Annotated in this window: 14 protein-coding genes; 7 read left to right on the top strand and 7 right to left on the bottom strand. The window is 65.5% G+C overall.

The features are described 5' to 3' along the window. Nucleotides 1-15 precede the first annotated feature (15 nt). Both trxA and QU595_RS01085 read left to right on the top strand, forming a co-directional pair. The gene (gene trxA / locus QU595_RS01090; RefSeq protein WP_315918373.1) at nucleotides 16-339 is read left to right on the top strand and encodes a thioredoxin; all 324 of its coding nucleotides are present in this window, start codon (nucleotides 16-18) and stop codon (nucleotides 337-339) included. A gap of 129 nt (nucleotides 340-468) precedes the next feature. Then, on the top strand, nucleotides 469-750 hold the full coding sequence (locus tag QU595_RS01085) for a cupin domain-containing protein (RefSeq protein ID WP_315918372.1): 282 nt from the start codon (nucleotides 469-471) through the stop codon (nucleotides 748-750). A 9-nt stretch (nucleotides 751-759) separates the two neighbouring features. On the opposite strand, the gene QU595_RS01080 is transcribed toward QU595_RS01085, so the two are convergent. Genes QU595_RS01080 through QU595_RS01060 form a run of 5 tightly spaced genes read right to left on the bottom strand, consistent with a single transcriptional unit; the run spans nucleotide 760 to nucleotide 5,845 of the window. Then, nucleotides 760-2,088, bottom strand: a complete 1,329-nt coding sequence (locus QU595_RS01080) for a folylpolyglutamate synthase/dihydrofolate synthase family protein (protein WP_315918370.1) — start codon at nucleotides 2,086-2,088, stop codon at nucleotides 760-762. A gap of 34 nt (nucleotides 2,089-2,122) precedes the next feature. Continuing rightward, nucleotides 2,123-3,049 (bottom strand): acetyl-CoA carboxylase, carboxyltransferase subunit beta, encoded by a 927-nt coding sequence (gene accD / locus QU595_RS01075; RefSeq protein WP_315918369.1) that lies wholly within the window; start codon nucleotides 3,047-3,049, stop codon nucleotides 2,123-2,125. Between the two features lie 36 nt (nucleotides 3,050-3,085). Then, nucleotides 3,086-3,901 (bottom strand): tryptophan synthase subunit alpha, encoded by an 816-nt coding sequence (gene trpA / locus QU595_RS01070; protein ID WP_315920638.1) that lies wholly within the window; start codon nucleotides 3,899-3,901, stop codon nucleotides 3,086-3,088. Between the two features lie 29 nt (nucleotides 3,902-3,930). After that, on the bottom strand, nucleotides 3,931-5,151 hold the full coding sequence (gene trpB / locus QU595_RS01065; RefSeq protein WP_315918367.1) for a tryptophan synthase subunit beta: 1,221 nt from the start codon (nucleotides 5,149-5,151) through the stop codon (nucleotides 3,931-3,933). A gap of 31 nt (nucleotides 5,152-5,182) precedes the next feature. Next, a complete protein-coding gene (locus QU595_RS01060) occupies nucleotides 5,183-5,845 on the bottom strand; it encodes a phosphoribosylanthranilate isomerase (protein ID WP_315918365.1) in 663 nt (220 codons plus the stop codon). Between the two features lie 119 nt (nucleotides 5,846-5,964). Between QU595_RS01060 and QU595_RS01055 the strand changes: the two genes are divergently transcribed. After that, nucleotides 5,965-6,180 carry a hypothetical protein gene (locus QU595_RS01055; RefSeq protein ID WP_315918363.1) on the top strand — a complete coding sequence of 72 codons (216 nt, stop codon included), beginning with the start codon at nucleotides 5,965-5,967 and terminating at the stop codon, nucleotides 6,178-6,180. Nucleotides 6,181-6,190: 10 nt separating this feature from the next. On the opposite strand, the gene QU595_RS01050 is transcribed toward QU595_RS01055, so the two are convergent. Then, the gene (locus QU595_RS01050) at nucleotides 6,191-8,986 is read right to left on the bottom strand and encodes a [protein-PII] uridylyltransferase (RefSeq protein ID WP_315918362.1); all 2,796 of its coding nucleotides are present in this window, start codon (nucleotides 8,984-8,986) and stop codon (nucleotides 6,191-6,193) included. A gap of 149 nt (nucleotides 8,987-9,135) precedes the next feature. Between QU595_RS01050 and QU595_RS01045 the strand changes: the two genes are divergently transcribed. The 3 genes from QU595_RS01045 (at nucleotide 9,136) to QU595_RS01035 (ending at nucleotide 13,000) form a co-directional block, all read left to right on the top strand. After that, nucleotides 9,136-11,652, top strand: a complete 2,517-nt coding sequence (locus QU595_RS01045) for a heavy metal translocating P-type ATPase (RefSeq protein WP_315918360.1) — start codon at nucleotides 9,136-9,138, stop codon at nucleotides 11,650-11,652. 45 nt (nucleotides 11,653-11,697) lie between these two features. Then, nucleotides 11,698-12,084 carry a DUF305 domain-containing protein gene (locus QU595_RS01040; protein ID WP_315918358.1) on the top strand — a complete coding sequence of 129 codons (387 nt, stop codon included), beginning with the start codon at nucleotides 11,698-11,700 and terminating at the stop codon, nucleotides 12,082-12,084. 70 nt (nucleotides 12,085-12,154) lie between these two features. Continuing rightward, nucleotides 12,155-13,000 carry an aldo/keto reductase gene (locus QU595_RS01035; RefSeq protein ID WP_315918357.1) on the top strand — a complete coding sequence of 282 codons (846 nt, stop codon included), beginning with the start codon at nucleotides 12,155-12,157 and terminating at the stop codon, nucleotides 12,998-13,000. Between the two features lie 12 nt (nucleotides 13,001-13,012). Here the strand turns inward: QU595_RS01035 and phhA are convergent, their stop codons facing one another. Then, nucleotides 13,013-13,846: a phenylalanine 4-monooxygenase gene (phhA, locus tag QU595_RS01030; protein ID WP_315918355.1), complete on the bottom strand. Its 834-nt coding sequence runs from the start codon at nucleotides 13,844-13,846 to the stop codon at nucleotides 13,013-13,015. A gap of 124 nt (nucleotides 13,847-13,970) precedes the next feature. Here phhA and QU595_RS01025 point away from each other — a divergent pair, with 124 nt between their 5' ends. Then, nucleotides 13,971-14,447 carry an Lrp/AsnC family transcriptional regulator gene (locus QU595_RS01025; protein WP_315918353.1) on the top strand — a complete coding sequence of 159 codons (477 nt, stop codon included), beginning with the start codon at nucleotides 13,971-13,973 and terminating at the stop codon, nucleotides 14,445-14,447. The last annotated feature ends 2 nt before the right edge of the window (nucleotides 14,448-14,449 follow it).

The following is a 14,449-nucleotide window of genomic DNA, read 5'->3' as shown; positions in this document are numbered from 1 at the left end:
CGAAAGGAATATTCCATGGCCACCGTGAAGGTCGACAAGAGCAATTTCCGCACCGACGTGCTCGAAGCCAAGGAGCCGGTCGTGGTCGACTTCTGGGCGGAATGGTGCGGACCCTGCAAGATGATCGCACCGGCGCTTGACGAGATCGCGACCGAACTCGGCTCGAAGGTGAAGGTCGCCAAGCTCAACATCGACGAGAATCCGGAACTGGCCGCGCAGTTCGGCGTGCGCTCCATCCCGACGCTGATGATCTTCAAGGGCGGCGAAGTGGCCGACATCAAGGTAGGCGCGGCGCCCAAGACCGCGCTGTCGCACTGGATCAATGGCGCCGTCGCCTGACCGTCTGCCGCTGACCACCGAACAAAGCCCGGCCGAAGCGCCGGGCTTTTTCGTGGTGTGCCAATCGCGAAGCTGGTTCTCGCGGGCCTGATCGGGCATGGTCTGTCCGTGAAGCCGCAGGAGAACCGCATGACCGGAAGCGCGAAAGCCACCACCTTCATCGACAATGAGCGCGTCGTCGTCACCGAATGGCGCTTTGCGCCCGGCGCTAACACCGGCTGGCATCGTCATGGCCACGATTATGTCGTGGTGCCGCTGATGGACGGCCGGCTGAAGCTGGTGACGAAGGACGGCGAGAGCTTCGCCGACATGAAGCAGGGCGTGCCCTATTTTCGCGGCGAAGGCGTCGAGCACGACGTCGTCAACGCCAATGAAGGCGAATATGCCTTCATCGAGATCGAGCTGAAATAACCGGCGAGATCAGGTCGGCGGCGTGCCGTTGTCGGCCAGCACCGAGCCGGCCAGGTAAAGCGAGCCGCCGATCAGGATACGCGGCGGCTGCAGTCCGTCCCAGGTCTCGGCAAGCAGTTGCAGCGCGTTGGCGACCGAATTGACCGGCTCGGCCGAGAGCCCGGCTGCGGCGGCGCGCGCGGCGAGTTCGTCGTTCGGCACGGCGGCGTCGCTGAAATTCACCGGCACCGTGTAGACGTGCTTGGCCAGCCCCTTGAAGGCATGGAAATAGCCGGTCTGGTCCTTGGTGTTGATCATGCCGGAAATCAGGAACAGCGGACGCGGATTTTTTTCTTCCTGCTCGGCGAGCGCTTCGGCGATCACCAGACCCGCGCCGGGGTTGTGGCCGCCGTCCAGCCATATTTCAGCGCCCTTCGGCGCCAGATCGACCAGATGGCCCTGCGTCAGTTTCTGCATGCGCCCGGGCCAGGCCACGTTCATCATGGCCTTATCCATCGCGCGCTGGGTGAGGTCGAAGCCTGCAGCCTTGATCGCCGCGATCGCGGCCGCCGCATTGGCGAACTGGTGGCGGCCGGGCAGACGCGGCGGCGAGAGGTCCATGAGGCCGTCCCCGTCCTGATAGACCATGCGCCCGTTCTCGCCATAGGCGAGGAAATCCTGCCCGTAGACGGAGACCGGCGCGCCCAGCCGCTCGGCCGTCGCGACCAGAACGTCGCGCGCGGCGTCATATTCCTGCGCGCCGATCACGGCCGGGCTGCCGGCCTTGATGATGCCCCCCTTCTCGGCCGCGATCAGTTCGACGCGGTCGCCGAGATAGGCCTCGTGGTCCATCGAGACGGGCATGACGACCGTCACCGCCGGATGGCGGATGACGTTGGTGGCGTCGAAGCGGCCACCAAGCCCCACTTCCATGATGGCGGCATCGGCCGGATGCTCCGAAAACAGCACGAAGCCGACCGCCGTCAGGATTTCGAAGACCGTGATGGTCTCGCCGCGATTGGCTTGCGCGACCCGCGCGATGGCGTCGGCGAAGACATCATCCTCGACCAGCCGCCCTCCGCCGGAAGCGCCGATCCTGTAGCGCTCGTTCCAGTTGACCAGATGCGGCGAGGTGTGCACGTGCACCGTGTGGCCGGCTGCCTCCAGCAGCGCGCGGGAAAACGCGGCGCAGGATCCCTTGCCGTTGGTGCCGGCGATGTGGATCACAGGCGGCATGCGGTCCTGCGGGTTGCCGAGCCGCTCGAGCAGGCGCCGGATGCGATCCAGCGACAGATCGAACCCTTTCGGATGCAGCGCCATCAGGCGCTCGATTTCACGATCGGCGGCAAGCGTTGTCATGATGATGGCTACCTGAACAGTGAAGGGACGGTCGTTACGCCTGCGGCCGGGACTCCTGCTTGGGCGCCGCGACCGGCGGCAGGATTTCGGGTTCGACCGGCTTGCCGTTCTCCGGCAACCGCATCAGCAGCTTGAGCAGATTGGCGACGGTCTTCTTCATCTCGAGCCGCGACACGACCATGTCGACCATGCCGTGCTGCATCAGATATTCGGCACGCTGGAAGCCGTCGGGCAGCTTCTCGCGGATGGTCTGCTCGATGACGCGGGGACCGGCGAAGCCGATCAACGCACCGGGCTCGGCAATATGCACGTCACCCAGCATGGCATAGGACGCGGTGACGCCGCCCGTCGTCGGATTGGTCAGCACGACGATATAGGGCAGGCCCACTTCCTTGAGCCGATCGACGCCGACGGTGGTCCGCGGCAGCTGCATCAGCGACAGGATGCCTTCCTGCATGCGCGCGCCGCCGGAGGCCGCGAACAGGATCAGCGGCCTTTTGCGCTTCAGAGCGGTCTCGAAGGCGTGCACGATCGCCTCGCCCGCAGCCATGCCGAGCGAACCGCCCATGAAGGCGAAATCCTGCACCGTGACGATCACCGGAACGCCTTCGACGGTGCCGCTGGCGTTGAGGATCGCGTCCTCGAGGCTGGTCTTGGTCTTGGCCTCCTTGAGCCTGTCGGTGTAACGCTTTTCGTCGCGGAACTTCAGCGGATCGACAACGACCTTCGGGTTCTCGATCAGCTCATATTTGCCGTCGTCGAAGAAGAATTTCAGCCGCTCCTTCGCTGCGACCTTCATGTGATAGCCGGAGGAGGGAATGACGAACTGGTTGTCTTCCAGGTCCTTGTGGAAGACCATCTCCCCGGTTTCCGGATCCTTGACCCAGAGATTCTCGGGCATTTCGCGGCGTCCGAACATCGAATTGATCTTCGGACGAACAAAATTGGTGATCCAGTTCATGGTCTGAACTCCTGTCCCGGAAAAGAGGTAGGAAGACTATTCGGCAGCGGCAAGGCGAGCCGCGCGCACGCCCTCGGCAAGGCCGCCCACCAGCGCCGCCACGGCCGCGACCGGATCGGCGCCCTTGTCGCCCTTCGGCCCCAGCGTGTCGGCGACGGCATTGACGATGGCGGTGCCGACCACCACGCCGTCCGCCGACGCGCCGATGGTGCGGGCCTGTTCGGCCGTCTTGACACCGAAGCCGACGCAGACCGGCAGGTCCGTATGGGCCTTGATGCGCTTCACCGCCTCGCCGACCTTGGCCGTGTCCGCCAGCGCGGAGCCGGTGATGCCGGTCATCGACACGTAGTAGACGAAGCCGGAGGTGTTGCGCAGCACGGTCGGCAGGCGCCTGTCGTCCGTGGTCGGCGTGGCCAGCCGGATGAAGTTGATGCCGGCCTTGAGTGCCGGAATGCACAGTTCCTCGTCCATTTCCGGCGGCAGATCGACGACGATCAGGCCGTCTATGCCGGCCGCCTTGGCATCGGTGAGGAAACGCTCGACGCCGTAGATATAGATCGGGTTGTAGTAACCCATCAGCACGATCGGCGTCTCGTCGTCGCCCTTGCGGAATTCGGCGGCCATGGCCAGCGTCTTCGCCAGGGTCTGCCCCGCTTTCAGCGCGCGCAGGCCGGCAGCCTGGATCGCCGGGCCGTCGGCCATCGGGTCAGAAAAGGGCATGCCGAGCTCGATGACATCAGCGCCGGCCCCGGGCAGCGCCTGCATGATCGACAGCGAGGTGGCGTAATCCGGGTCGCCGCCCATGAAATAGGTGACGAGCGCGGGACGTTGCTCGGCCCTGAGCTTCGCCATGCGGCGATCGATGCGGGTGTTCGTCACGATCAGATCTCCATGCCCATCATCTTGGCTACCGTATGGACGTCCTTGTCGCCGCGGCCGGAGAGGTTGACGACCATGACCTGGTCCTTGCCCATGGACGGCGCCATCTTGACGGCCTGCGCGATGGCATGGGCCGATTCCAGCGCCGGAATGATGCCTTCCACCCTGGTGGTGAGCTGGAACGCCTCCAGCGCCTCGTCGTCGAGGATCGGCACATATTCGACGCGGCCGGTGTCGCGCAGCCAGCTGTGCTCGGGGCCGACGCCGGGATAATCGAGGCCGGCCGAGATGGAGTGGCCGTCGAGGATCTGCCCGTCCTCGTTCTGCAGCAGATAGGTGCGGTTGCCGTGCAGCACGCCGGGGCGGCCCGCATTCATGGAAGCGCAATGTTCGACGCCGTCCAGCCCGCGCCCGCCGGCCTCGACGCCGACGATGCGTACGTCCTTGTCGTCGAGGAAGGGATGGAACAGGCCGATGGCGTTGGAGCCGCCGCCGACGGCTGCGACGACGACATCGGGCAGACGGCCTTCCTGCTCAAGCATCTGCGCGCGCGCCTCGGTTCCGATCACCGACTGGAAGTCGCGCACCAGTTCGGGATAGGGATGCGGCCCGGCCGCCGTGCCGATCAGGTAGTAGGTGTCCTCGACATTGGTGACCCAGTCGCGCAGGGCCTCGTTCATGGCGTCCTTCAGCGTGCCGTGGCCGGAACTGACGGGACGCACCTCGGCGCCCAGCAGCTTCATGCGGAAGACGTTGGGCTTCTGCCGCTCGACGTCGGTCGCGCCCATATAGACCACGCAGGGATAGCCGAAGCGCGCCGAGACAGTGGCCGAAGCGACACCGTGCTGGCCGGCGCCGGTCTCGGCGATGATGCGCTTCTTGCCCATGCGCTTGGCCAGCAGGATCTGGCCAAGGCAATTGTTGATCTTGTGCGAGCCGGTGTGGTTCAGGTCCTCGCGCTTGAAATAGATCTTCGCGCCGCCGAGGTGCTTCGTCAGCCCTTCGGCGAAATAGAGCTTCGACGGACGGCCGGCATAAAAGGTCGAAAGAGCGGAAAGCTCTGCCTTGAACTCGGGATCGTCCTTGGCCTCGTTCCAGTGCCTCTCCAGGTCGAGAATGAGCGGCATCAGCGTCTCCGCGACGAAGCGGCCGCCGAAAATGCCGAACATGCCCTGTTCGTCGGGTCCGGTGCGGAATGAATTTGGCATCGCCGGCTTGTTCATCGCCGATCTCCCTGGAAACAGTCTGAAGGCGTCAGGCCGCGGTCTTGTCGCGGGCGGCGGCAACTGCCCTGAAGAAGGCCGCGATCAACGCGGGGTCCTTGACGCCCGGTGCGCTTTCCACGCCCGATGAAATGTCTATGCCGGACGGACGCGCCAGCGACAAGGCCTGGCCGATATTGGCGGCGTTCAGCCCACCGGAAAGCAGATAGTCGATGCCGCGATCGATGCCGGCAAGCAGGCGCCAGTCGAAGGACACGCCGTTGCCGCCCGGCAATTCCGAGCCCTTGGGCGGCTTGGCGTCGAACAGCAGCCGGTCGGCAACGCCCGCATAGGCGCGCGCGGCGGCCAAATCCACCGTTTCCCGCACCGACAGCGCCTTGATCACCGGCAGGCCGTAGCGGGCCTTGACTTCCGCAACCCTCTCGACGCTCTCCGCGCCATGCAGTTGCAGCAGGTCGGGCGCCATGGCGGCGACGATCCCGTCGAGCAACGCGTCGCCGGCATCCACCGTCACAGCCACCGCCTTCGCGCGGCCGCTCGCGGCCAGCCGCAGGCGGCCGGCTTCAGAGGGAGCGATGTTGCGCGGGCTCTTGGGAAAGAAAATGAAACCGACATGGCTGGCGCCGCCGGCCAGCGCCGCAGCCAGCGCGTCGTCGGTCTTGAGGCCGCATATCTTGATGTCGAGCTTTTCCATGTCGGGCATCATGCGCGCGGGATTGGCACGAAATGCGGGCGGAGTCGAGGAAAAGCGTTCATTGCACGTCAGCGAGGATGCGCTACCTATGTTCACAGACCGAACCAGAGAAGAGGCCCATGGCAGACGATACCGCAAGACTGAAGGAGAAGCTGGTGCAGGCCCGCGAGGTGATTGCGCATCTTCTCGACAAGGCGGCCTTCAACGGCGCCGAAGCCCATCGCGCGCTCGACTATTTCTCCGGTGACTCCTTCCAGAGCGATTTCCTGCCATGGCCTCGCCACGAGGATGAAGGGCTGCGTCCGGAAGAGCTGAGCGCAGCCAACGACGACTGAACCGTTAAGCCTATTCGGCGGCCGTCTTCGTCCTGCGGTCCTGACCGTTACCCGCCAGTATTTCGATGAGACGCTCGCGGATCATCTTCTCACGGGCGGCATTCTCGACCTTGTGGCCGGTCAGATCGGTTACGTAGAAGGTGTCGATGACCTTCTCGCCGAAGGTGGTGATGTGGGCCGACGCGATGTCGAGCGCCAGGTCCGACAGGGTGCCGGTAATCTCCGACAGCAGGCCGGGGCGGTCGAGCCCTTCCACCTCGATGACGGAAAAGCGATTGGACAGCGTGTTGCGGATCTGGGCGCGCGGCGGAATGCGGAAGACCCTGGCGCCGCGCTTGGGCTTGGTGCGCTTGGCGATCATCTCCGGCAGCCATGCCCTTCCCGAGAGGACATCCTCGATCAGGCCGCCGACACGCTGGGCGCGGCGGCGTTCGTCCTCGTCGCGCTCGAACTCGCGGTTGATGAGAATGGTGTCCAGCGCGCGGCCGTCCGAAGTTGTGAAGATCTGCGCGTCGACGATGTTGCCGCCGGCCGCGGCACAGGCCCCGGCAATCACCGAAAGCAGGCGCGGATGGTCCGGCGCCAGCACGGTAATCTCGGTGACGGCCTCGAATTCGTGCGTCTTGACCATGGTGACGAGCTGCTTGCCCGAGGCATCCGCCTCGCGGATGAATTCCGCGTGGCGGACCTGGTCGGCAAGATCGACGGTCAGAAGATAGTTCTCGTAGTGCAGGCCGACGATCCGGTCGCGGTCCTGCTGCGACCAATCGGCAAGCGCGGCGGCCAGTTCCTCGCGGGCGGCCGTGCTGCGCTGCGCGCGCGACAGTTCCGAGAACCCGCCGGTGAGCAGCAGTTCCGTTTCGAAATAGAGCGTGCGCAGGAGCTGACCCTTCCAGCCGTTCCACACGCCCGGCCCGACGCCGCGAATGTCGCACACCGTCAGGATCAGCAGCAGCTTCAGCCTTTCGACCGACTGCACGAGCGCCGCGAAATCCTCGATGGTCTTGCGATCGTTCAGGTCGCGCGTCTGCGCCGTCATCGACATGACGAGGTGGTTCTCGACCAGCCAGGCAACCGTCTCCGTCTCCGCCGCCGACAGGCCCATATGCGGGCAAATGCGCCGGGCGATGCGGGCGCCGGCCTCGGAATGGTCCTCGGGCCGCCCCTTGGCGATGTCGTGCAGCAGCACGGCGACGTAGAGCGCCACCCGGCTTTTCCTGAGGCCCGGCATCAGCGAATGCGACAGCGGATGGACCCTGGCGTCGTCGCCGCGCTCGATTTCCGCCAGCACGCCGATGCAGCGGATCAGGTGCTCGTCCACCGTGTAGTGGTGATACATGTTGAACTGCATCATCGCGACGATCTTGCCGAAGTCCGGAATGAGCCGTCCGAGCAGGCCGGCCTCGTTCATACGGCGCAGGTTCAGCTCGGCATTGCGGTCCGAGGTGAGAATATCGAGGAACAGCCGGTTGGCTTCGGGGTCGCGGCGCAGGTTGCGGTCGACGAGGCGAAGCGAACGGGTGAGCAGCTTCAACGCATCGGGATGGAACTCCAGTCCGTGCCTGTCGGCGAACCAGAACAGCCTCAGCATGTTGACCGGGTCGCGCTCGAACACCTGGTCGTCGGCGATGTTGATGCGGTGATTGTCGACGATGAAATCCGACGTTCCCGCCAGCTTGCGCTTGCGGCGCGAGAAGGTCAGGAAAATGCGGTTGAAGCCCGGCACATGCTTGGCCTGCTCCTCCTCCAGCGCCGCGCAGAAGATGCGGGTGAGGTCGCCGACATCCTTGGCCATCAGGAAATAGTGCTTCATGAAGCGTTCGACCGCCGACAGGCCGGGATGGCTCGTATAGCCCAGCCGTTCCGCGATCTCGCGCTGGATGTCGAAATTCAGCCGCTCCTCCGGCTTGCCGGTGAGGAAGTGGATGTGGCAGCGCACGGCCCAGAGAAAATCCTCGGCCTTGACGAATTCCCGGTATTCGGTGGCGGTGAACACGCCCTTGCCGACCAGTTCGATGCCGGTGCGCACGCGGTAGAAATATTTGCCGATCCAGAACAATGTCTGCAGGTCGCGCAGGCCGCCCTTGCCGTCCTTGACGTTGGGCTCGACCACATAGCGGCTCTCGCCGGCCTTGGTATGGCGGGCGTCGCGCTCGGCGAGCTTGGCCTGAACGTATTCAGGCCCGGTCGCGCGCACCACCTCCTCGTCGAAACGGCGGATCAGCTCGTCGCACAGCCCCTGCTCGCCCCACACGAAGCGGGCCTCGAGGATGGCGGTGCGGATGGTGATGTCGTCGCGCGACAGGCGCAGGCTTTCATCAATGTTGCGCGTGGCGTGGCCGACCTTCAGCCCCAGGTCCCACAGCATGTAGAGCATGTATTCGACCACCTGCTCGCCCCAGGGCGTCTGCTTGTAGGGCAGCAGGAAGAGCAGATCGATGTCCGACCCCGGCGCCAGCGTGCCGCGGCCGTAGCCGCCGACGGCGACGACGGCCATGCGCTCGGCGGCCGACGGGTTCTGCGAACGATAGACGTGGCTGACGGCGAAATCGTAGAGCGCGCGCACGATCTCGTCCATGACATGCGACAGGCGCTTGGCACATGCCAGGCCGCCGCCGTCCTCCTTCAAAAGATGCTCGGCGATCTGTCTTCCCTCGACGAGGCGCTGCTTGAGCAGGCGCAGCACGCCCGCGCGCACCGCCGTGCTGGAGCCGTCGCCATTCGTGTCGGCGGTCAGCGCGGTGAGATCGCGGCGCAAGGCCTCGCCGTCGATCAGTTCCTCAAGCCTCAGGGGAATCTTCGCCATCTGCGCCCGCAATCGCTTCCTGGAGGTCTATAGCGCGTTTCGCCGGCCCTGGGTATGGCCTGGGAGCCGGACCTCGGACCCGTGATTTTCGCTCTTGACCTTCCAGTTGCTGGAAGCCCTATCTCCGTTGCAGAGATCGAGGTTTCGTCATGGATCACGCGAATCACAATCATCATAAAAGCCATGCCGGCGGCTCCTGCTGCTCCGGCCATGGCGGACAGGCGACGCCCAGCGAGACGATCGTACGCGATCCCGTCTGCGGCATGATCGTCGACCCCGCCGCCGGCAAGCCGGCAGCGGAACATGGCGGTCATCTCTTCCATTTCTGCAGCGAACACTGCCGTGAGAAATTCAAGGCGGCGCCGCAAGACTACCTGACCGCCACCGACCCGGTCTGCGGCATGAAGGTGGAGCGGTCCTCCGCCCGCCACTTCCTGCGCCACGAGGGGGAAAAATTCTATTTCTGCTCCGCCGGCTGCCGGGCGAAATTCGAGACGGAACCGCAAAAATATCTCCACGGCAGGCCGGCACCCGAGCCCATGCCGGCGGGCACGCAATACACCTGCCCGATGCATCCCGAGATCGTGCGCGACAGGCCCGGCGACTGCCCGATCTGCGGCATGGCGCTGGAGCCGCTGGGCGTGCCGACCGGAGAGGAAGGTCCGAATCCGGAACTGGTCGATTTCACCCGTCGCTTCTGGGTAAGCGCGGTGCTTTCCATCCCGCTTCTGGTGCTGACCATGGGAGCCATGGCCGGCCTGCCGGTGCGCGGCTGGATCGGCGAAAGCGCTGCCGTCTGGGTCGAACTGGCGCTGGCGACGCCGGTCGTGCTTTGGGCCGCCCTGCCCTTCTTCCGGCGCGGCTGGGCCTCTGTCGTCAACCGCAGCCCCAACATGTGGACGCTGATCTCGCTGGGCGTCGGCGCGGCCTATCTCTACAGCGTCGTCGCCACGCTGTTTCCCGGCATCTTCCCACACCAGTTCCGGGGCCATGACGGCAGCGTCCCGGTCTATTTCGAGGCGTCCGCCGTCATCGTCGCGCTCGTCTTCCTGGGCCAGGTGTTGGAACTGAAAGCGCGCGAGCGCACCGGCTCGGCCATTCGCGCCCTGCTCGACCTAGCCCCCAAGACCGCCCGCCGCATCGGCGCCGACGGCTCGGAGCATGATGTGGCGCTGGACGAGGTGAAGGCCGGTGACCGGCTGCGCATCCGGCCCGGCGAGTCCGTGCCGGTGGACGGCATCGTGCTGGAAGGCCGCTCCTCGGTGGACGAATCGATGATCACCGGCGAACCCGTGCCGGTCGAGAAGACGCAGGGCGACGCCGTGACCGGCGGCACCATGAACAGAAACGGCTCGCTCGTCATGCGCGCCGAGAAGGTCGGCGCCGAAACCACGCTGTCGCAGATCGTGCAACTCGTGGCCAAGGCACAGCGGAGCCGCGCGCCGATCCAGAGCCTGGCCGACCGCGTCTCGTTCTATTTCGTCCCGACCGTGGTAGCGGTGGCCATTGTCGCCTTCCTCGCCTGGGCCTGGTTCGGACCCGAGCCCAGCCTGATCTACGCCATCGTGGCGGCGGTGTCGGTGCTCATCATCGCCTGCCCCTGCGCATTGGGACTGGCCACGCCGATGTCGATCATGACCGCGACCGGGCGCGGCGCGCATGCCGGCGTGCTGGTGAAGGACGCCGCCGCATTGGAAAGGCTCGCCGCCGTCAACATGCTGGTGGTGGACAAGACCGGCACGCTGACCGAGGGCAAGCCGAAGCTGACCGACGTGGCTGCGGAGAAAGACATTTCCGAGGATGAACTGCTTGCGCTCGCAGCGGGGCTGGAGAAGGCGTCGGAGCATCCGCTGGCCGAGGCCATCGTGGCCGGTGCGCGCGAGCGCGGCCTGACCGTTCCGGAAGCGGCGGACTTCGAGGCCGTGACCGGCAAGGGGGTTTCCGGCACCGTGGCGGGCCGCAAGGTAGCGCTCGGCAATGCCGCAATGCTGGCCGATCTCGGTATCGATGCCGGGACATTGCCGGCCAGGGCCGAAGCGCTCCAGACCGAAGGCAAGACGGCGATGTTCGTGGCCGTGGACGGCAGGGCCGCCGGGCTCGTAGCGGTCGCAGATCCGATCAAGGCGACCGCCGCCGAAGCCATCCGCACCCTGCAGGACATGGAAATCACGGTCGTGCTCGCAACCGGAGACAACGAACGCACGGCCAAGGCAATCGCCAGAAAGCTCGGCATCGAGCGCGTGCGGGCAGGCCTGCTGCCCGAGCAGAAGAGCGCGCTGGTCGAGGAACTGCGCAAGCGCGGCGGCGTGGTGGCGATGGCCGGCGACGGCGTCAACGACGCGCCGGCACTGGCGTCCGCCGACGTCGGCATCGCCATGGGCACGGGCGCGGACGTCGCCTTGGAAAGCGCCGGCATCACGCTGGTGAAGGGCGAACTCACCGGCATCGTGCGGGCACGAAGGCTGGCCACGGCCACGCTCGCCAACATCCGGCAGAACCTCGCCTTCGCCTTCCTCTACAACACGCTCGGCGTGCCGGTGGCCGCGGGCGTGCTCTACCCCGTCTTCGGCATGCTGCTTTCGCCGATGCTGGCGGCGGCGGCCATGAGCCTGTCCTCGGTGTCCGTGATCGTGAACGCATTGCGGCTGCGCACGTTGAAACTCTGACCCACCCTTCCACATAAATTTCCAAGCTCCAAAGGAGAAAATCCCATGAGCACGCTGAAGAGAATCCTGCTTGCTGCCACCGCAGCGGCCATGCTTGCGGCAACCTTCGTCGAAAGCCTGCCGGCGGCCGAGATGAAGCATGACATGGGCGCCATGGCGGCCCAATCCGGCGACCCGGCAGCGGCTGGCTACCAGGCCGCGATGGACAAGATGCATCGCGAGATGATGGCGATGAAATATACCGGCGATGCCGATGTCGATTTCGTGCGCGGCATGATCCCGCACCACCAGGCGGCCATCGACATGGCCAAGGTGGTGCTCGACCACGGTAAGGATCCGGAGATCCGCAAGCTGGCGCAGGACGTCATCAAGGCGCAGAGCAAGGAAATCGACGAGATGGAGAACTGGCTCACCAAGCACAAGGCGAAATAGCGCCAAGGCGGCTGGATTTCCGCGGCTTGCTGTGCTGCGATCCCCATTCCAGCAAATCCCGGAGCCCGCCATGACAGCCTTAATCCGAACCACCACCCTGCCCTGCGGCGAGGCCGTGCCGGTGCTGGGCCAGGGCACGTGGCACATGGGCGAGGGCCGCCGCCCGAAAGCCGAGGAAGCGGCCGCGCTGAAGCTCGGGCTCGACCTCGGCATGACGCTGATCGACACGGCCGAAATGTACGGCGATGGCGGCGCGGAACAGGTGGTGGCGGAGGCCGTGGTCGGCCGGCGCGACGAAGTCTTCCTCGTCTCCAAGGTGCTGCCCTCCAACGCTTCGCGCGCGGGCGTCGTCAAGGCGTGCGAACGCAGCCTGAAGCATCTGGCTACCGACCGGATCGACCTCTATCTGCTGCATTGGCGCGGCGGCGTGCCGCTCGGCGAGACGGTGGAGGCCTTCGAGGCGCTGGTGAAGGCCGGCAAGATCCGCCAGTGGGGCGTTTCGAATTTCGACGCCGACGACATGCAAGAGCTGGAAGACCTTCCCGCCGGCGGGAAGGTGCAGACCAATCAGGTGCTCTACAATCTCACCCGGCGCGGCATCGAGTTCGACCTCGTGCCCCGCTGCCGCGAGCGCGGCATTCCGATCATGGCTTATTCGCCGGTGGAGCAAGGCGAATTGGCGCGCGACGGAACGCTTGCAAAGATCGCGTCCCGTCACGGCGCGACGGCGGCGCAGATCGCGCTTGCCTGGACCATCCGCAAGGACGGCATCATCGCCATTCCCAAGGCCGTGAAGCCGGAGCATGTGCGCCAGAATGCCGCCGTGGCCGGCATCGCGCTGACAGACGAGGATCTGCGCGACCTCGACCGCGCGTTCCCGCCGCCCAGGCGCCGGCAGCCGCTCGAGATGATCTGAGCCCCGGCGGGTTCAGACCGTGGCGGGATCGAGCGTCGGCCGATCCTTCCAGCGTCCGACGATCGCGGCCAGATCGGCCGTGCGGAAAGCATCGCGCAAAGCATCGAAGGACGGCAGCACGAAATAGGCGCGCTGGAACTTGTCGATCTCGTAGGCGGTGCGCATCACCGTCTCCAGGTCGAAGGCAACATGGTGGGCGTCCCTGCTTTCGACGGCGAATTGCAGTTCGGTGAAGGATGACATCAGTCCGGCGCCGAACGCCTTCACTTCGTGACCCGGCTCCTGGATGAGGCCGTATTCTGCCGTGTACCAGTAGAGCCGCGTGATCATCTCGTCGCCGCCCAGCGCGATGGCGTCGCCCGCCCGCTCTCCATAGGCCTGCATGAAGTCCGCGAAGACCGGCTGGGTGAGGATCGGCACATGGCCGAAGAAGTCATGGAACATGTCGGGCTCGACGATGTAGTCCAGTTCCTTTTCGGTCCGCAGCCAGTTGGTGACCGGAAAGCGCCGCGAGGCAAGGTGCTCGAAGAAGGGCTCAGCCGGAATGAGGCCCGGCACCGCCACGATCTCCCAGCCGGTCAGCGGCCGCAGCCTGTCGCTGATCTCGTCGAAATCCGGGATGCGCTCCAGCAGGCCGAGGGCCTCGATGCCCTCCAGATAGGAGCGGTGGGCGAGCTTGCGGGTCAGCTTCGTCTGGCGGTCGCAGAGCGTGCGCCACACCTTCTGCTCGGCGTCGCTGTAGTCGTAGTCCTGGGCGACGGTGAAGTCGGCCCTGCAGACTGAATAGTTGCCGCGCAACCCCTGAGCCGCACAGTCGCGGGCATAGTCGGCAACGCTGATGGTCATGGCTTCCTCCCTGGATCGCGTGACTCATTCTACCTGCAAGGAGAGGACGGAATCGGCTTTGTTGCTGGCCGCCATACGTGCTTTGGAGTAAGTTTCACCTCATAAGGCGCCAGGAGGAGTGGATATGCCTCAGTTCGATGCGTTCGAGACCAGGATGCTCGACATATTGCAGCGCGACGGACGCAAGCCCATCACGGAACTGGCGGAAGAGATCGGCCTCTCCGCCACCCCTTGCGCGCGCCGCTTCGAAGCGTTGCGCGAGGCCGGCGTCATCAAGGGGTTTTCGGCGCAGCTCAGCCGCCGCGCGCTCGGCCTGATGGTGGAGGTTTTCATCCAGGTGAGGCTGACCAGCCACAGCGACGAGTCGCCCGAGAACTTCATCGCGGCGGTGCGGCGCATGGACGAGGTGTCGGCCTGCTGGACGATGACCGGCGACCACGACTTCCTGATGCATGTCATGGTGCCGTCGGTGGACGATCTCAACGATTTCGTCATGCACCGGCTGATGCGGCTGAAGGGCGTGCGCGACGTGCACACACAGCTCGTGCTGCAGAACATCAAGGGCCCCGGCCATGTGCCGCTGGGCCACCTGAGACGTTAGCG

Origin of the sequence: Mesorhizobium sp. SP-1A, from assembly GCF_032460275.1 — a bacterium.
Taxonomy (GTDB): domain Bacteria; phylum Pseudomonadota; class Alphaproteobacteria; order Rhizobiales; family Rhizobiaceae; genus Mesorhizobium.
The sequence above is the reverse complement of the archived record's forward strand: the minus strand, read 5'-3'. Positions and strand labels throughout refer to the sequence as shown.